Annotated in this window: 16 protein-coding genes; 14 read left to right on the forward strand and 2 right to left on the reverse strand. The window is 60.8% G+C overall.

All coding sequences use genetic code 11. From position 1 onward, the window contains the following. Window positions 1-270: 270 nt before the first annotated feature. Window positions 271-1,095: a PfkB family carbohydrate kinase gene (locus AAAX32_RS07095; RefSeq protein WP_138340507.1), complete on the forward strand. Its 825-nt coding sequence runs from the start codon at window positions 271-273 to the stop codon at window positions 1,093-1,095. Then, window positions 1,088-1,417, forward strand: a complete 330-nt coding sequence (locus tag AAAX32_RS07100) for a TIGR04076 family protein (protein WP_212746010.1) — start codon at window positions 1,088-1,090, stop codon at window positions 1,415-1,417. The genes AAAX32_RS07095 and AAAX32_RS07100 overlap by 8 nt, the downstream gene beginning before the upstream one ends. Before the next feature lie 140 nt (window positions 1,418-1,557). On the opposite strand, the gene AAAX32_RS07105 is transcribed toward AAAX32_RS07100, so the two are convergent. Beyond that, window positions 1,558-2,004, reverse strand: coding sequence for a low molecular weight protein-tyrosine-phosphatase (locus tag AAAX32_RS07105; protein ID WP_271759400.1), 447 nt, complete (start codon window positions 2,002-2,004; stop codon window positions 1,558-1,560). A 45-nt stretch (window positions 2,005-2,049) separates the two neighbouring features. Further along, window positions 2,050-3,291: an MFS transporter gene (locus tag AAAX32_RS07110; protein ID WP_249934396.1), complete on the reverse strand. Its 1,242-nt coding sequence runs from the start codon at window positions 3,289-3,291 to the stop codon at window positions 2,050-2,052. A 261-nt stretch (window positions 3,292-3,552) separates the two neighbouring features. Between AAAX32_RS07110 and AAAX32_RS07115 the strand changes: the two genes are divergently transcribed. The 12 genes from AAAX32_RS07115 (at window position 3,553) to glpK (ending at window position 16,520) form a co-directional block, all read left to right on the forward strand. Beyond that, window positions 3,553-4,422: a hypothetical protein gene (locus tag AAAX32_RS07115; protein WP_349100376.1), complete on the forward strand. Its 870-nt coding sequence runs from the start codon at window positions 3,553-3,555 to the stop codon at window positions 4,420-4,422. A gap of 113 nt (window positions 4,423-4,535) precedes the next feature. Then, window positions 4,536-5,429 (forward strand): aldose 1-epimerase family protein, encoded by an 894-nt coding sequence (locus tag AAAX32_RS07120; protein ID WP_138340509.1) that lies wholly within the window; start codon window positions 4,536-4,538, stop codon window positions 5,427-5,429. 278 nt (window positions 5,430-5,707) lie between these two features. Continuing rightward, on the forward strand, window positions 5,708-6,634 hold the full coding sequence (locus AAAX32_RS07125) for a transporter substrate-binding domain-containing protein (RefSeq protein WP_349100377.1): 927 nt from the start codon (window positions 5,708-5,710) through the stop codon (window positions 6,632-6,634). A gap of 9 nt (window positions 6,635-6,643) precedes the next feature. Continuing rightward, complete coding sequence (locus tag AAAX32_RS07130; protein WP_171025215.1) at window positions 6,644-7,792, forward strand: amino acid ABC transporter permease; 1,149 nt, start codon at window positions 6,644-6,646, stop codon at window positions 7,790-7,792. A 22-nt stretch (window positions 7,793-7,814) separates the two neighbouring features. Next, on the forward strand, window positions 7,815-8,600 hold the full coding sequence (locus tag AAAX32_RS07135) for an amino acid ABC transporter ATP-binding protein (RefSeq protein WP_117821441.1): 786 nt from the start codon (window positions 7,815-7,817) through the stop codon (window positions 8,598-8,600). 72 nt (window positions 8,601-8,672) lie between these two features. Next, window positions 8,673-10,088: a M20/M25/M40 family metallo-hydrolase gene (locus tag AAAX32_RS07140; protein ID WP_138340511.1), complete on the forward strand. Its 1,416-nt coding sequence runs from the start codon at window positions 8,673-8,675 to the stop codon at window positions 10,086-10,088. A 248-nt stretch (window positions 10,089-10,336) separates the two neighbouring features. Next, window positions 10,337-11,404: a peptide chain release factor 1 gene (prfA, locus tag AAAX32_RS07145; protein WP_138340512.1), complete on the forward strand. Its 1,068-nt coding sequence runs from the start codon at window positions 10,337-10,339 to the stop codon at window positions 11,402-11,404. Between the two features lie 634 nt (window positions 11,405-12,038). Continuing rightward, window positions 12,039-13,313: a HemK/PrmC family methyltransferase gene (locus tag AAAX32_RS07150; protein ID WP_349100378.1), complete on the forward strand. Its 1,275-nt coding sequence runs from the start codon at window positions 12,039-12,041 to the stop codon at window positions 13,311-13,313. Between the two features lie 75 nt (window positions 13,314-13,388). Further along, window positions 13,389-13,784: a type II toxin-antitoxin system RelE/ParE family toxin gene (locus AAAX32_RS07155; protein ID WP_022094268.1), complete on the forward strand. Its 396-nt coding sequence runs from the start codon at window positions 13,389-13,391 to the stop codon at window positions 13,782-13,784. Further along, entirely contained in the window at window positions 13,771-14,073 is a 303-nt protein-coding gene (locus AAAX32_RS07160) for a helix-turn-helix domain-containing protein (protein WP_006235701.1), read from the forward strand. Before AAAX32_RS07155 ends, AAAX32_RS07160 begins: the two co-directional genes overlap by 14 nt. A gap of 148 nt (window positions 14,074-14,221) precedes the next feature. Continuing rightward, a complete protein-coding gene (locus tag AAAX32_RS07165) occupies window positions 14,222-14,965 on the forward strand; it encodes an L-threonylcarbamoyladenylate synthase (protein ID WP_117770548.1) in 744 nt (247 codons plus the stop codon). Between the two features lie 13 nt (window positions 14,966-14,978). Then, complete coding sequence (glpK, locus tag AAAX32_RS07170) at window positions 14,979-16,520, forward strand: glycerol kinase GlpK (protein ID WP_148331843.1); 1,542 nt, start codon at window positions 14,979-14,981, stop codon at window positions 16,518-16,520. Window positions 16,521-16,564: the final 44 nt, after the last annotated feature.

A 16,564-nucleotide genomic window follows, 5' to 3' on the forward strand; every position in this document is an offset into this window, starting at 1 on the left:
GCGGCAATCTGGCGTTCAATCGTCGGGCATGGCCACAAGGCCTATGCCCTCCTCTTTCACGCCACCTTGCTCGCTTAGGAACGCTTTCGCTGTCCGTCCTCAACCTGCGGCGTTGCCCTTGTTGGCACTTGGGGACGTTCCTTTTCTGTCGGCACCTAGGGACACTCCTTGTCAAGGCTTTGGTGCAAACTTCCGTCCGCAGCGCTCCCTGCGCTACACTTAGTCGCATTGTGGCGCCGCCGCGCCGTGCCCGAACCAAGGGAGACTCTCATGAAGAACACTCAGCTGCTGCTGATCAACGATATGTGCGGTTACGGCAAGGTTGCGCTTTCCGCCATGCTGCCGGTGCTGTCGCACATGGGCTATCGCATCCACAACCTGCCGACGGCCCTCGTTTCCGATACGCTCAACTATCCCAAGTTCTACATCCACGACACCACCGAGTACGTGCGCCAGAGCCTCGCCATCTGGGAGGAGCTCGGCTTTGAGTTCGACGCCATCTCGACCGGCTTTATCGTGACCGAGGAAGAGACGCGCGTCATCTCGGACTTTTGCCACCGTCGCGCGCAAAAGGGCACCAAGGTGTTCGTTGACCCCATCATGGGCGACAACGGCAGGCTCTATGCGGGTGTGCCCGAGTCCACGATTGGCCTTATGCAGCACCTGCTGGAGTGCGCAGACTACGCGGTGCCCAACTATACTGAGGCGTGCCTGCTTGCCGATAGGCCTATCGCCGAGCAAATTACGCCCGATGAGGCCCGCGCCCTTGTGGACGCCGTGCGCGAGCTGGGTGCCAAGTCGGTGGTCATTACGAGCGCCGTGGTCAATGGCACGAACGCGGTTATCGGTTACGACCATGTAGCGGGGGAGTACTTCACGATTCCCTTTGAGCTCATTCCGGTGTATTTCCCGGGCACGGGCGACACGTTTTCGGCGGTGCTCGTCGGCCGCGTTATGGCCGGTTGGAGCCTGCAGCGCGCGACGGGCGATGCCATGCGCGTGGTGGCGGAGCTTATCGAGCGCAATGCCGACCAAGAGGACAAGTCGGCCGGCCTTCCCATCGAGGCCTGCCTGGATGTGGTTGACCATGAGTAACGCCGACGAGAGCAGCACCGAGGCGGCGGGCGAGAACAAGCCGCTCGGTGCCCCGCGCGGCAGGCGCCCACGTATTCGCATTAGCTGCGTGGACCAGCTGGGCACATGCCGCTGCCATCACGGGCACAAGCCGGGTGACGTCTTCGACTTCGACCGCGACCGCGGCAAGATGTGTTCCATGGCATGTCACGTGGGCTTTCCCTATATCGACATCCTGCGCTACGGCGGAACCGTGCCCGGTAACGAGCCCGGCACGGCAAAGTTCTGCTGTCCCGAGGTCGATACGCTGAACGTCTGGCTTGCTGAGATCGTCGACGAGTAATCGAGCGAGGTTTTTCTCCCTCAAAGATAACGAGCGTGGATAATCTCCCGTTTAGAGCGCGCTTGAACGCTCAAAGTGGGAGATTATCAACGCTCGTTTTATGCCGATGGCGTGGCACGTGCGTCCGCGTGCTCGCTTGCCTATAACTGCTCGAGCATGGCCATGCAGCCGGCGAGCACATCGCGGTAGGTGGCATCGAAGTTGCCGGTGTACCAGGGATCGGCCACGTCGCCGGGGCGATCGGTCCAATCGAGCAGACGCGAGATCTTGCCATCGGGGTCGCTGCCAAAAATGCGACGCAGACCTCGCGCGTTCTCGGCATCCATATAGACAATGTGGTCCCAGTCACCATACTCTGCGCGATGCACCTGGCGGGCGCGGTGCGCAACGACGGGAATCCCGACTTCACGCAGCTTGGCAACGGTGCCACGATGCGGCGGATTGCCGATCTCCTCGGTCGATGTCGCGGCGGAATCAATGGCAAACTCCGCCTCGCGCCCAGCGCGGCGCACGAGCTCGGTAAACACGGACTCAGCCATCGTCGAGCGGCAGATATTTCCATAACAGATAAACAGTACACGTTGCATATGTGGTTTCCTTTCGATCGCCATCATCGAGCTCGAGTATCGCATCTACGCCTGCACCCTCGCCCGCTTGCGCTCCCAGCGAGCCAACTTAATCGTCACCAGCGTGAGCGCCCAGGCCACAAGCGAGAACGCGGCGCCCACTGCGCCCACGTACGCAATACCAATGCTGCTTACCACGGCGCCGCCCACTGCGGTGCCAAACGAAATGCCGACATTAAACGCCATGGGTTCTACCGAGCTCGCGAGCACCATCGATTTGGGATGGCGGCTGCGAGCCACGTCCATAAAGTGCGTGATGCACGACACCGAGAACAGGTACATGAGCATCGCCAGGCTAAAGACAAAGACAAGTGCGAGCGGCATGGCAGCGCCTACGGCAAACAGCCCAAACAATGCCACCGCCTGCAGCACAAACGTCACAAGCAGCGCCTTCATGCCAAAGCGCGCATCGATCCATCCGCCCAGGATGTTCGAGATCAGGCAGAACACGCCGTAGGCCATAAGCGTGGTACTGGCTTCGACCGTGCCCATGCCCAGCACCTGCTCAAGATAAGGCGTCACGTAGCCGTAGAACACATAGACCGAGCCCACGCCAAACAAAAAGATAAGCATGCCGGTGATGATACTCGGCTCGCGCAGCAGACTCGCCTGCTCGCGAAAGGTGGCGGGCTCGTCGGTTTGCCCAGCGCGCGGCATAAACGCCACGAGCGCTCCGCAGATCAAAACGGCAAAGGTCAGCGCGCCGTACATGGCAACGTGCCAGTCGAGCGTGTCGGCCACAAACTTACCGATCGAGGTCACAAAGACCATCGCCACGGAAAACGCACCATATACTACCGAGATGGCAAGCGAAGTTTGCTGTGGGGACAGAAGCTCAGGGATGTACGTCACGCCCACGGCGAGCAGCGCACCCGAGACAGAGCCCAGGACAATGCGCGAGATAAAGAGCACCTGGAAGTTGGGCGCCAGTGCCATAAACAAATTGCCAAGCACAAAGACGATGCTATAGCACACGAGCAGCTGGTAGCGGCGAAAACGGCCCGTGCTGAGCGCAAGCGTCGGCGTAGCGATGGCGTAGACGAGCGCGAACACGCTGATGAGCTGGCCCGCAGTGGCAAGTGATACGCCGAGTTCCGTTGCCAAGTCGCTTTCGATGCCGATGACCACGAACTCGGAGCAGCCGAGCGAGAATCCCAACAGCACGAGCAGCGCCAGGCAGAGCTTGGTGCGCGCGGGGGAGAGCGCGGCGGCGGTTGACTTTCTTTTAGGCGTGGTTGCGGCGGTCAAGGTTGTCACTCCAATGTCGCATGAATAAGCGGGATTCAATCCCTGCAACTCTAGCAGAATGTGACAAAGGGGCAGTTCCTTTGTCACATTGCGCTGCCGGCCAGTCGCCCAAACCGTCACAACATTCGATGAAAATCTCGAAATCGAAGAAAAGCGTCGAATGTTGTGACGGTTTTCGTGTTTGGCGCGGGTGAGCTTCCACGTCATCTGAGGGTATAAGGCTAGCAAGTGTTTATTTGCGAGGCCTAAGGGGCGCCCCGTATGGATATCGATAACTTTGAATGGTGGTATAGCGAGGGTGAGGCTCCGGACGAGGAGTGGGACGAACCCACGCCGCGTGACGTGTCGAGCGACGAGGACGAGACCGGCAACGACGTCGCCGCCGACTCGGACGCCGCCCTCGACCCCGTCGAGCCTCTGACCTTCGAACAAGCCTGGGCCCAGGCCGAGGCAGACGAGGCCAAGGCCGACGCTACGGCCACGCTCGGCGAGCCAGCCGACATGTCGATCTCGCCGGCAAAGACCCCGCAGCCGCGTCACACTATCGACCCCGACAGCACGGCATCCTTCAGTATTCTCGACGTGCCCTCGCAGGGCGCTCAGGCGCCCGCACCCACACGTCGCCCCAATCTGTCTCGCGAGGAAGATGCAGGACGTCGCTCGCCGCTTGGCCCCATCCTTATCGCCTTTATGGCCGGCGTTATCGCATGCTCGGTAATTGGAAACGTCTGGAGCCATGTCGAACAACAGCGAAAAGACGCCGCCAAGGTCGAGATGTCTGTCGAGCAATCGCTCAGCCGCACGCGCTCGGTACATGTGTCGGTCGAGGTCAAGGACGGCGCGACGTGGGACACCGCGCGCGGCGACAGCCAAATGCTCATCCATATCGTGGGGCGCACGCTCAAAGGGCAGACGATTGACGAGTATCAATACGTCAATTCCGCTGGTGACGGCATCGAGCTCAAGCCCGGCGACTACGAGCTCACCGTCGATGAACCGCCCGTCGCCACCGACGGCACGCGCTTCCGTGCCTCAAAGCGCATGGTCCCCGTGAACTTTAACTCACAGGCGCCCGACACGGTCGACACCACACCGCAGGGCGGGTTCGACCTTTACGTAGATGCCCAGTAGGCGCTCGCCGCTCATTCCGCTATGGCTACTCAATAATCGCCTGCCGTCCCGTCCCGCCGCCAAGAGTGGGACAATAGCCCTCGACACTATTGTTTACCTTTGGAGGAAGTAGCATGTCTACCGTCACTACTATCAAGCGCGGCGGCCTCACCGCGGCCATCGATTCCATGGGCGCCCAGCTCACGAGCCTTGCCCTCAACGGCAACGAGTATCTGTGGCAGGGCGACCCCGCCTTTTGGGGCAAGCACGCGCCCATCCTGTTCCCCATTGTGGGCTCGCTGCGCAACAACACGGCAACGTCTGCGGCCGGCACCTGCGAGATGCCGCGCCACGGACTCGCGCGCATTGTCGAGCACAAGCTGGTCGAGGTTTCGGAGGACGGCTCCTCGGTAACGTACGAGATCACCGATACGCCCGAGTCGCTCAAGGCGTTCCCGTTCCACTTTAAGCTCAACATGACCTATGCCTTGACCGGCGATTCCACCCTCACGCAGACCTTTGCCGTCACCAATACCGGCGACGTGGACCTGCCGTTCTCGGTGGGCGGCCACCCCGCGTTTAACGTACCGGCTCCCGGTGCCGAGGACGAGGCATTCGAGGATTACGAGCTGGCGTTTACCGAGGCTTGGACGAACGAGGCTCCCATCATCACGCCCGACGGTCTTATGACGTTCGAGGGTAGTTACAAGGCTCCTGATAACTCGGACGTGCTGCCCATCACGCACCGCAGCTTCGATAACGACGCCATCATGTTCACCGATACCCCGGGCTCCACGCTCACGCTGCGCGGCCGCAAGTCGGGCCACGGCGTCAAGATCGACTTTGAGGGCTTTAAGTACATTGGCGTGTGGTCTGCCGCCAACGATGCCCCGTTTGTGGCGCTCGAGCCCTGGACCGGTCATACCACCATGGACACCGAGGACGACGTCTTTGAGCACAAGGTCAACACCATCACCTTGGCTCCCGGCGCTACCGACAAACGTAGCTTTAGCGTCACCTTGCTCTAGAGGTTCCGCCGTTCTGACGAACGGCGGGCCGGTCGACGCTGCGCGCCGCCCAGAGCGACAATTTGTCATTCAAAAGGCATGGCATGACCAGAAGGTCTATGCCTTGCCTTTTTCATGCTAACTTGTTTGCTCTGGGCGGCGCTCGCTGGCATTGCCAAAACATCGACGCTCCCAATGACTACCGTGTGTCTATTAATTTTTCGAGCTTGTACTGCGCTGCTGGTCGCTGGCGTATATCCTGTCTTGTTGTCAGCAAAACGAAATAGGGAAGGCACCAGATGCAATCTCGACAACAACACGGCACGCATGTCCAGCCGGTATGCAGCCGTCGCATCTTTTTGGGTAGCGCTCTCGCTGCGAGCGCTTCTGTCGTCGCCGGCGCACTTGCCGGTTGCCAGCGTCCCTCCACGCTGGAAGTAGTTCAGCCCACGACGGGCGGCGGTCGCGACGACCTGTCCGATTCCGTGATCGGCAAGGACAAGATCCGTATCGGCATGGAGGCGGCCTACGCCCCGTACAACTGGCAGGTCTCCGAAGCCAGCGAGTACACCATCCCCATCGACAACGTGCAGGGCGCCTATGCCGATGGTTACGACGTGCAGATCGCCAAGATCGTCTGCAAGGCCCTCGGCGGCGAGCCCGTTGCCGTCAAACAGAGCTTCTCGGGCCTTATCGACTCGCTCAACAACGGCCAGATCGACCTCATCATCGCCGGTATGAGCGCCACGCCCGAGCGCGAGGAGTCTGTCGGCTTTTCCGACCCGTACTTTATCGGTTACTTTGGCCTGTTCGTAAAAGAGGGCTCGCCCTACCAGAATGCGACCAAGCTCAGCGACTTTAGCGGCGCTACGGTCCTCGGGCAAAAGGACACCATGCTCGATACCGTCATCGACGAGATTCCGGGCGTTGTCCACAAGAACCCGGTCGATTCGGTTCCCACGGTGTTTTCGAACCTGCTGCAGGGCACGTGCGACGCCGTGACCTATAACACCGAGAACGAGAAGGGCTATATGGCCCAAAACCCGGGCATCGTCCCCATTCATTTTGCCGAGGGCGAGGGCTTTAAGCAGGAGGTCGCGGCAAACGTCGGCTGCCGCAAGGGCTCGGACAAGCTCCTTAAGCTCATCGACAAGACACTCAAGGGCATTAGACAAGAGGAGCGCGACCAAATGTGGGACGCGTGCCTCGACCGCCAGCCGGCATAGGGAGGCAGCATGAAAACCATCAATCGTCTGGCCTCCTTTATCAAGGCCGACCACCGTTATGTGTACCTGGGCACGAGCGTTATCGCGGCGCTCGGCCTGGCGTTTAGCCAGCGCAACCCCACACCGCTGAGCTTCTTGGCTCCCACGGGCGTGTTTCAAGATTGCCTTTGGGCAATCCTGTGGGCGTGGCTCGTCGTGTCGGCGGCGGCGCTGGTCACCAAGCTTATGCACTGGAGCGACTATCGCGAAAAGTCGCCGTTCGCATCCGAGCGTTTCCGTCGTGGAGCACGTTTAGGCAGCTACGTCGTGGTCGCCATCGCGGCAGTTTTCTTTATCGACCGCTGCGTCATGTCGTTTATCGACCTGGTGCAGGTGAGCATTGTCTCGGATTCCAACCCCAGCGACTTTTTGTCGAGCCTGGTCTACATGACCTACAAGAGCGGCGACTTCTTCATTCGCGGTATCGAGATCACCATCGCGCTTGCCACCTTCGGCACCGTCATCGCATTCTTCCTGGCACTGCTCTTTGTGTTCCTGCGTATTCAGACCTTCGACCGCGTGGATAACGACCTGGTGCGCTTCTTTAAGAGTATCGGCCGCGGCTTTGCGACCATCTACTCCACCATCGTGCGCGGCACGCCCATGATGGTCCAGGGCCTGCTCATCTATTACGCGGGCTTCACCGTTTTGCGCGGCATGGGCTTCGAGACCGCTCAGGCCAACCAGATTTGGAGCACCTTCACCGCCGGCCTCGTTACCATCTCGCTCAACTCCACCGCCTACATGATGGAGGTCCTGCGCGGCGGCATCGAGTCCATCGATCCCGGTCAGGCCGAGGCGGCGCGCTCGCTGGGCCTTTCGCAGTGGCAGGCTATGCGCAAGGTCGTGTTCCCCCAGGGCATTAAAAACGCGATTCCGGCGCTCACCAACGAGCTCATCATCAACATCAAGGATTCGTCGGTGCTCTCGGTCATCGGCGTGTTTGACCTCATGTACGCCACCACCACCGTCGCCGGCGTGTACTACCGCCAGATGGAGGTCTACTGCGTGGCGCTCGTGGTCTACCTGATCCTGACGCTCGTGGCGAGCCGCCTGCTCGAGGCCTTTGGCAAAAAGCTCGGCGCCGAGGCTCCGGTCACGCTGCCCAGCTCCAACTAGGCTCAAGACGAGGAGAATTATCATGGCAGATACCGCCATTACCGGCGTTGCGGCCGCCGCACAGACCAATGAGCCGCTCATCCGCGTTGAGGGCCTGCGCAAGAGCTTTGGCTCGCTCGAGGTACTCAAGGGCATCGACCTGTCCGTTAACCCCGGCGAAGTCGTCACCATTATCGGCGCCTCGGGTTCGGGCAAGTCGACCTTCCTGCGCTGCCTCAACCTGCTCGAGACCCCGGACGCGGGCCACATCTGGTTCCACGGCCAGGACCTCACGGCCGAGCGCTGCAACATCAACAAGCTGCGCGAGGACATCGGCATGGTGTTCCAGGGCTTTAACCTGTTCAACAACATGGATGTGCTCGACAACTGCACGCTCGCGCCCGTCACGCTCAAAAAGATGAGCAAGGCCGAGGCTGAAAAAATAGCGATGGAGCATCTGACGAGCGTGGGACTCGAAAAGTTCGCGCACGCCGCCGTGGGTCGCCTGTCCGGTGGTCAAAAACAGCGCGTGGCCATCGCTCGTGCCCTATGTATGAATCCGCAGATCATGCTGTTCGACGAGCCGACCTCCGCACTCGACCCCGAGATCGTGGGAGAGGTGCTCGAGGTCATGCGCAAGCTCGCTGCCGACGGCATGACCATGGTCGTCGTCACGCACGAGATGGCCTTTGCCCGCACGGTGTCCGACCGCGTGGTCTTTATGGACAAGGGCGTAGTGCTCGAGGATGCCGCGCCGGCGGAGCTCTTCGGCAATCCCAAACACCAGCGCACCCGCGAGTTCCTCTCGCGTTATCTCGAGGACAAATAACCGACCGCAAACGCTTATGTGGCAGGGCCGCTCCGGTGGGGCGGCCCTCGTCATCACAATCGAAAGGATGTCATGGCCGAGGTTTGGCGCTTTTTTGCGCATGAGGATGATTTTGCCGATTTGGACAAGGCCGGCGCATGCGAGCGCCTGGGCCGTGTGCTGTCGTTTCCGACCATTTCGAGCATGGATGCCGAGGCGGTGGACTGGCAGCCGTTCGACGACCTGCGCGCGTATATGCAGCAGGCTTGGCCGCACGTGTTCGCGGCGGGCGAGGTCGAGCTTATCGATCATTCGCTATTGGTGACGCTTAGCGGTTCCGACCCTGCCCTCAAGCCCATTATGCTCATGGGTCACATGGACGTGGTTCCCGTGGTGCCGGGCACCGAGGACGATTGGACGCACGCCCCCTTTGGCGGACATGTGGACGATGCCTACATTTGGGGCCGCGGCGCCATCGACATGAAAGACCAAGTCGCAGGCATTCTCGAGGCGGTTGAGTATGCGCTGGCGCACGGTTGGCGGCACGAGCGCACGCTGCTCCTGGCCTTTGGCCAGGACGAGGAGACTACGCAGTACGGCGCAGGCGCCATCGGCCGCGCGCTCGAGGAGCGCGGCATTGAGCTTGAGTACCTGATCGACGAGGGTGACTACCGCATCGTTTCGGCTGCCGAGTACGGCGCGGGCGAGGGCTGGCTTATGCATGCCGACCTTGCCGAGAAGGGCTACGCCGATATTGTGCTCAAGACGAAGAGTGAGGGCGGGCATTCGTCCAACCCCTACGGCGGCACATCGCTCGAGGTGCTGAGCCGTGCCATCACCGCAATCTGCGATATCGAATGGCCGACGCGCGTCACGGACCTGCTTGCCGCACAGCTCGTCGAGCTGGGGCTTTACACGGCCGACGAGATTGCCTCCAACAAGGACACCATCGTGCGCGAGTGCCTCGCCAGCAAGAAGCTCTATCCGCTGGTGACGACCACCTGTGCACCGACCCAAATCGAGGGCGGCAGTACCGGCGCCAACGTGATGCCGCAGGATATGTGGGCCAATATCAACTTCCGCATGCTCGAGGGCACGAGCGTGGCCGATGTCGTGGCCCGCTGCCGCGTCGCCGTTGCCGAGGCGGGGCTCGCCGACCGTGTCGAGGTCGAGCTCGGCCCTGGCAGCTCCGAACCCTCGCCGTCTCCGCGCATCGGCGGACCGGGACTCGAGGCGGTTCGCTCCATCGCCGCCCGCTATTTCCGTGATCCAAAGGGGACGGAGGAAAACGGATCATCCGAGCCGTTGGCGATTGTCCCCTCGACCGTGATCGGCGCGACCGACGCTGCCAACTACCAGCGCATTTGCTCCGAGTGCATTCGCTTCTCGGCCTTTGTGGTCGACGATGACGAGTGCGATCGCGGCGTCCACGGCACCAACGAGCGCATTACCCGCCGCGCCTACCTCCAGGGTGTCCGCTTCCTCATCGCCCTGCTCCATACGCTCTAGAATGCGACAAGGCGATAGTCCCTTTGTTAGCCGTTGGGGACGTCCACTCATTCCGTGCGGGTTATATGCAGGTTTGCCTGCGCACGCTATCATGTATGGGTTAGACCGCAATTATGTACCCCATACGCGAAGGGATGCGCATGTATCTGAAGATCGACATGTTCTAGCCGGGCTTACCCCCGCAGCGGCGCCCCGCGCCCCATCAACTCTGCCGATTTTCACCTTCACGCATATAAAGGAGTCCCGCCATGCGCGACAAGCTCGAAAAGATCATCAAGGCCTACGAGGAACTCGAGAAGAAACTTTCCGACCCGGCCGTCGCCTCCGATATCAAGGAGTTCACGCGTCTCAACAAGGAGTACGCGCACCAGTCCGACCTCATCGCCGCCTCGCGCGAGTACATCGGCGCGCTCGATGACATCGAGGCTGCCAAGGAAATGCTGCACGATACCACCGATGCTGACGAGAAAGAGATGCTCCAGATGGACATCTCCGAGAACGAGGACAAGCTTCCCCAGCTCGAGGAAGACATCAAGTACATGCTCATTCCGAGCGACCCCAACGACGACAAGAACACCATCGTCGAGATTCGCTCCGCCGCCGGTGGCGACGAGGCGGCCATCTTCGCCGGCGACCTGTACAAGATGTATCAGCGCTTTTGCGAGTCGCGTGGCTGGAAGACCACCGTGCTCGATTCCAGCCCCAGCGAGGCCGGCGGCTTCAAGTCCATCGAGTTCAAGGTCGAGGGCGACCGCGTCTACTCCGTTATGAAGTACGAGTCCGGCGTGCACCGTGTCCAGCGCGTCCCCAAGACCGAGTCCCAGGGCCGCATCCAGACTTCAACGGCTACCGTCGCCGTGCTTCCCGAGGCCGAGGAAATCGACGTCCAGATCAACCAGTCCGACTTGCGCATCGACACCTACTGCGCCTCCGGCCCTGGCGGTCAGTGCGTTAACACCACCTACTCCGCCGTGCGCATCACCCACCTGCCCACCAACACCGTGGTGCAGTCGCAGGAGCAGCGTTCCCAGATCCAGAACCGCGAGGTCTGCATGCAGATGCTGCGCGCCCGTCTGTACGAGATGGAACTCGAGAAGCAGCAGGCCGAGCTCGGTGCCGAGCGCCAGAGCCAGATCGGCCACGGCAACCGTTCCGAGAAGATCCGTACCTACAACCAGCCCCAGGACCGCGTGACCGATCACCGTATCGGCTTCAACTCCACCTACAACGGCGTCCTCCTGGGCGACCAGCTCGGCACCGTCATCGAGGCACTCGCCGCCGCCGAGCGAGCCGAGAAGCTGGCACAGGCGGTTTAGGTTACGGCGTTTTACCAAACGCCGTAACGGCTCGACGCTGCGCGCCGCCCAGAGCGACAATTTGTCATTCAAAAGGCAAGGCATGACCAGAAGGTCTATGCCCTGCCTTTTTCATGCCAACTTGTTCGCTCTGGACGTCGCTCGCTGTCCGTTCTCTACCTGCGGCGTTGCCTTGCTCCGGATGCGGTATGCTCAACCTGCGGCGCCTTAGAGGTAGTCATTGGGGACGTTCTTAAATGACTAGGTTGGGCACATTGCTTTGAGATGTTATTCAATCAGCTGTGATGGCATTTGAGCTGTCTACCTGCTCAAAGTAATTAATAGCATGCATCTGCTATTGAAAATATTGCTCAGAATATCGTTCAAGAAGTCGCGGAGCGATTTTTGATGGGTCGTGCGTCAAGCGATGTGGCAAGTTCTTGGTTAGATATTGGTCAGTTTTGGGTCAACCTTGCCAAAAGCTTGACGAATGCAAATTTAGACGTCAGCGAATGAACACTTTGAGCAAGCCCGGTACAAAAATCTGGGCTGATTCTCGATAATTGCCTTTAATCGTCCCTTGCCAAGCGCTGGCCTCGCGTACAATCTGCTCCGACATTCGCGCGCCGCCCGGCGCTTAAGAGGGGAGGGCCCCATGGCAAACGAGATTTGGACCATCAAGCGTTGTCTCGAGTGGACCAAGGAGTACCTGGCCGAGCGCGGCGAGGAGCACCCCCGTCTTTCTGCCGAGTGGCTGCTCTGCGCTGCCACGGGTTTGACACGCATCGACCTATATATGCGCATGGACGAGACGCTTAACGCGGCCCAGCTCGAGACCATGCACGCGGCCGTTGTTCGTCGCGCTAAAGGTGAACCGCTACAGTACATCACCGGCAGCACGCAGTTTCGCATGATTGACGTCGCGTGCGCCCCCGGCGTGCTCATTCCGCGTCCCGAGACCGAGATGCTCGTCGAGGAAGTCCTCAATTATCTGGATGCCGAGGTGCTGAGCCCCGAGGCCGCTGCCCGCCAGCGCGTGGAGCTGCCTTGGAACGATGAGGTCGAGGAGGCACGCAAGGCCGAGGCCGCGCTGGCAGACGAACGGGCGACCGCCGAGCGCCGCGCCGCTAACCTGACGGCTGCCGATGAGGCGGCGCTAGGCGGCGACGTACTGGGTAGCCGCGCCTATGCCGAGGAACTGGCCGACCGCGAGGCCGAGGAAGCCGCCGCGCAGGCAGCAGAAGCCGAAGCGGCAGAAGCAGAGGCCATGGAAACCCCCGAGCCCGAGCTCGACGAATACGGCATCGCCATTGAGGACAACGACCAACAGGCGACTCCCGCGCAAGATGCCGCCGAGGCCAACGTATCTGCCCCAGCCGAGCCCCGCACTGCCCGCGTTCTCGAGGTCGGCTGCGGCACGGGCTGCATTTCGCTCTCCCTTGCCTGGGAGCGCCGCGGGCACGTTACCTGCACTGCTACCGATATCGAGCCGCGCGCCATCGACCTTGCTACCAAAAACCGCGATGCGCTTGGCCTCACGTCCGACGAGGTCGCCTTCAGCCTCACAAACCTGGTGAGCTCCATTCCCCGCGAAGAGTGGGGCACCTTTGACGTACTCGTCTCCAACCCGCCCTACATCCCCACCGATGTCATGCGCTCGCTGCCGCATGAGGTCAAGGACTTTGAGCCCGATCTGGCGCTCGAGGGCGGTGCCGACGGTCTCGATATCTTCCGCCGCCTGCTCAACGCGGCGCCCTACATGCTGCGTGCCGGCGGCCTGTTTGCCTGCGAGCTCTACGAGGGCGCGCTCGACGCCGCGGCCGAGCTCTGTCGTCAAGCAGGCCTTTCGGACGTGCGTATCGTCCACGACCTCACCGATCGTCCCCGCATCGTTCGAGCCATCGTCACCGAGCCCAAACAGCGTATTTAAGCTGAATAAATAGACATTTGCGCAAGTTTGTCCTTGCAATATACCGTAAAACTTCTACTATAGAAGGAGAAAGGTATGTCAAATCAGCTGCATCGGTACCGTATCGTGCTTGATTACATTGAACCTTGGCTTGATGAGCAGGATGAAGCTACGCTGAAGCAGATTTATGCAGACCTTTTGGTGCTCGAGAAGGAAGGTCCCAGCCTTGGTCGTCCGCTGGTTGACCGCGTAAAGGGCTCGAAGCTTCATCATTTAAAGGAGCTGAGAGTGACGTCGTGTGGTGGGCAGGTGATTCGCATCCTCTTCGCCTTTGACCCCAAGCGCCAGGCGGTATTGCTATTGGCGGGTGATAAGTCGCGAGCGGGATCGTCAAGGGCAAAATGGAACGGTTGGTATGCGATCAACATTCCAAGGGCCGAGCAAATATACCGTCGCCACGTAAGGAGGCTCGATCGAGATGGAACTGCATGAGTATATGGAATCTCGCGGGATAACACGCGACTCCATTACCGCCGAGCAGGAGAGGACTCGCGATCGTATCGAAGCCTATAAGCTTGCTCAGATTCGCAGGTTAAAAGATCTAACACAGGCGTCGGTCGCCCAGTCGATGGGCGTTTCTCAAAAACGTGTATCCGAGCTCGAGCGTGGGGAGTTGGGTTCGATGAGGCTCGACACGCTGAGCAGGTACGCAGAGAGCCTCGGCGGAAAACTGGTTGCAAGCATCGAGTTTCCCGATCGTACCGTTACGCTTGCGCGCTAAAAATCTTCAATTAACCCCCTCACTTTCACCGACTACTAGAGCCGCTCACCAAACCAACATGCGCTCTGGGCAAATAGGTTGAATGTTTCGTGCGAGAATGCCCCACAGTAAACAAACTTGCACCGGAGCGTAAGGGGCTGGCATACACATGCAGACGGTCTATCGGGTATACGAGGGAACGCGCGAGCCGCATCGGCTCGCCGTCGAGCGCACGGCCGAGGTGCTCGGCCGCGGCGGCCTGGCCTTGATCCCGACCGAGACCGTCTACGGTGTCGCCGTGGCAGTCAACGCCTTCTCGGACGCCGTGCCCCAAGATACAAGCGAATTCCCATCGTGGCCGCGCGATCCGCAGGCTGTCGTCAATGGCGCCGCGGTCCCTGCGCTCGGTACCGGCTACCGCCGCATCTTTACCCTCAAGCAGCGCAAACTCACCCAAACGGTCGCCTGGCTGGTTGATAATGCCGAAGCACTCGACCGCTATGGCGTGGATATCCCGGAAGATGCCCGCGTACTTGCGCGACGATGCTGGCCGGGAGCCCTGACTATCGTGGTCAAGGCGGCTCCCTGCGTGCCGACCTTTATGCGTGCTGCCGACGACACCGTGGCCCTGCGCGCTTCGGCCTCTCCCGTGGTCCAAGCGCTCATCCGCGCCTGCGGCAGTCCCCTTGCCTGCACGAGCGCCAACACACACGGCGCGCCCTCGCCGGCAAGCTTTGCCGCCGTCGAAGGTCGCATCCTGGAGGGGGTCGATGTTGCCGTCGACGCCGGCGAGACCCCGTGTCGCGACGCCTCGACCATCGTGTCGTTCCAGCACGGCGGGCTCCAGATCCTGCGCCAAGGCGCACTTCCCGCATCAGAGATCGAACGGGTCCTGTCCGACCCGATGCAATAGAAAGGTGTAAGCGATGTCGTTGAATCTGGGCAGCCTGGGCATGGAAGATGCCTCGTTTAACTTTGGCGGTTCCTACATCATGGCGCTCGACTGCGGCACCACCTCGGTACTTGCGACCATCGTCGACGAGTACGGCTGCATCGTCGCGCAGGCACGTCGTAGCGTCAAAACCAGCTTCCCGCGTCCCGGTTGGATAGAGCAAGACCCCATGGAGGTGCTTGCCAGCCAGATCGGCGTGATGATGGAGGTCCAGTTTAAGAGCGGTATCCATTCTGACCGCATCGCCGCCATCGGTATCTCCAACCAGCGCGAGACCACGGTGGTGTGGGACCGCATAAGCGGCCAACCCATCTATAACGCCATCGTGTGGCAATGCCGTCGCACCGCACCTCTGATCGACGAGCTGGTCGAGCGGGGCGCAGAAGAGCTGGTGCGCTCCCGCACGGGACTCACGCTCGATCCGTATTTCTCGGCTTCCAAGGTGCAGTGGATTCTCGACAACGTCGACGGTGCGCGTGAGAGCGCGGCGGCGGGCGACCTCATGTTCGGCACCATCGATACCTGGCTCATCTACAACCTCACCGGCAGTCAGGTCTTTGCCACCGACTACACCAATGCCAGCCGCACGGCGCTCTTTAATATCCATACGCTCGATTGGGACGACGACCTGCTGGCGCTCTTTGACGTTCCACGTTCCATGATGCCCGAGGTTCGTTGGAGCTCGGGCGACTACGGCCGCGTCGCGAGCGACATCATGACCAACATGCCGCCCATCATGGGCGTGGCGGGCGATCAGCAGGCGTCGCTGTTCGGCCACTGCTGCTTCCATCCCGGCCAGACCAAAAACACCTATGGCACGGGTTGCTTTATGCTCATGAACACCGGCGACGAGGTCGTCGAATCCAAGAACGGTCTGGTCTCCACGATCGGTATCGCCGCGGACGGCAAGATCAGCTATGCACTCGAGGGCTCCATCTTTGCTGCCGGTTCCACCATGAACTGGCTGCGCAACAACATCGGCATCATCTCGAGTGTGAGCGAGTCGGCACAACTCGCCGCTTCGATCAACGACAATGAGGGCTGCTACTTCGTTCCCGCCTTTGCGGGTCTGGGCGCTCCCTGGTGGGACCCGCATGCCCGCGGTATCGTGTGCGGTCTGACCGGCGCCTCGAGCCGTGCGACCATCGTACGTGCCGCCTGCGAATCCATGGCATATCAGAGCTACGACGTGCTGCGCGCCATGGAGCAGGACGTGGGACTTTCGATTGAGCGCCTGTCTGTCGATGGCGGTGCCTCGCGCAACGAGTTCATCATGCAATTCCAGGCCGATCTGCTGGATATCCCCGTGTTGCAGTGCGAGACGGTGGAGACCACGGCGATCGGTGCCGCGTACTTGGCGGGCCTTGCCGTCGGCTATTGGGAGGACCTGGAGGAGCTGGAGCAAAACGCTCAGATCGTTAAGACCTTCCTTCCCCATATGTCCGCCGAGCGCCGTGAGAGCAATCTCGCTGGTTGGCGTGATGCCGTCAAGCGTTCGCTCAACACCGCTCAGTAGGGTTGCGACGAGCTGCTCGATACAACAAACCGTTAAACTTATGC

The sequence above is a fragment of the Collinsella sp. CLA-ER-H3 genome, from assembly GCF_040092425.1.
Taxonomy (GTDB): domain Bacteria; phylum Actinomycetota; class Coriobacteriia; order Coriobacteriales; family Coriobacteriaceae; genus Collinsella.

What these genes read in the sequence shown, in the direction of transcription:
- AAAX32_RS07115 (WP_349100376.1), top strand. Translation starts at nt 3,553, where the DNA reads ATGGATATCGATAACTTTGAATGGTGGTATAGCGAGGGTGAGGCTCCG.
- AAAX32_RS07125 (WP_349100377.1), top strand. Translation starts at nt 5,708, where the DNA reads ATGCAATCTCGACAACAACACGGCACGCATGTCCAGCCGGTATGCAGC.
- AAAX32_RS07140 (WP_138340511.1), top strand. Translation starts at nt 8,673, where the DNA reads ATGGCCGAGGTTTGGCGCTTTTTTGCGCATGAGGATGATTTTGCCGAT.
- AAAX32_RS07105 (WP_271759400.1), bottom strand. Translation starts at nt 2,004, where the DNA reads ATGCAACGTGTACTGTTTATCTGTTATGGAAATATCTGCCGCTCGACG.
- AAAX32_RS07130 (WP_171025215.1), top strand. Translation starts at nt 6,644, where the DNA reads ATGAAAACCATCAATCGTCTGGCCTCCTTTATCAAGGCCGACCACCGT.
- AAAX32_RS07120 (WP_138340509.1), top strand. Translation starts at nt 4,536, where the DNA reads ATGTCTACCGTCACTACTATCAAGCGCGGCGGCCTCACCGCGGCCATC.
- AAAX32_RS07160 (WP_006235701.1), top strand. Translation starts at nt 13,771, where the DNA reads ATGGAACTGCATGAGTATATGGAATCTCGCGGGATAACACGCGACTCC.
- AAAX32_RS07150 (WP_349100378.1), top strand. Translation starts at nt 12,039, where the DNA reads ATGGCAAACGAGATTTGGACCATCAAGCGTTGTCTCGAGTGGACCAAG.
- AAAX32_RS07155 (WP_022094268.1), top strand. Translation starts at nt 13,389, where the DNA reads ATGTCAAATCAGCTGCATCGGTACCGTATCGTGCTTGATTACATTGAA.
- AAAX32_RS07135 (WP_117821441.1), top strand. Translation starts at nt 7,815, where the DNA reads ATGGCAGATACCGCCATTACCGGCGTTGCGGCCGCCGCACAGACCAAT.
- AAAX32_RS07165 (WP_117770548.1), top strand. Translation starts at nt 14,222, where the DNA reads ATGCAGACGGTCTATCGGGTATACGAGGGAACGCGCGAGCCGCATCGG.
- AAAX32_RS07100 (WP_212746010.1), top strand. Translation starts at nt 1,088, where the DNA reads ATGAGTAACGCCGACGAGAGCAGCACCGAGGCGGCGGGCGAGAACAAG.
- AAAX32_RS07095 (WP_138340507.1), top strand. Translation starts at nt 271, where the DNA reads ATGAAGAACACTCAGCTGCTGCTGATCAACGATATGTGCGGTTACGGC.
- prfA (WP_138340512.1), top strand. Translation starts at nt 10,337, where the DNA reads ATGCGCGACAAGCTCGAAAAGATCATCAAGGCCTACGAGGAACTCGAG.
- glpK (WP_148331843.1), top strand. Translation starts at nt 14,979, where the DNA reads ATGTCGTTGAATCTGGGCAGCCTGGGCATGGAAGATGCCTCGTTTAAC.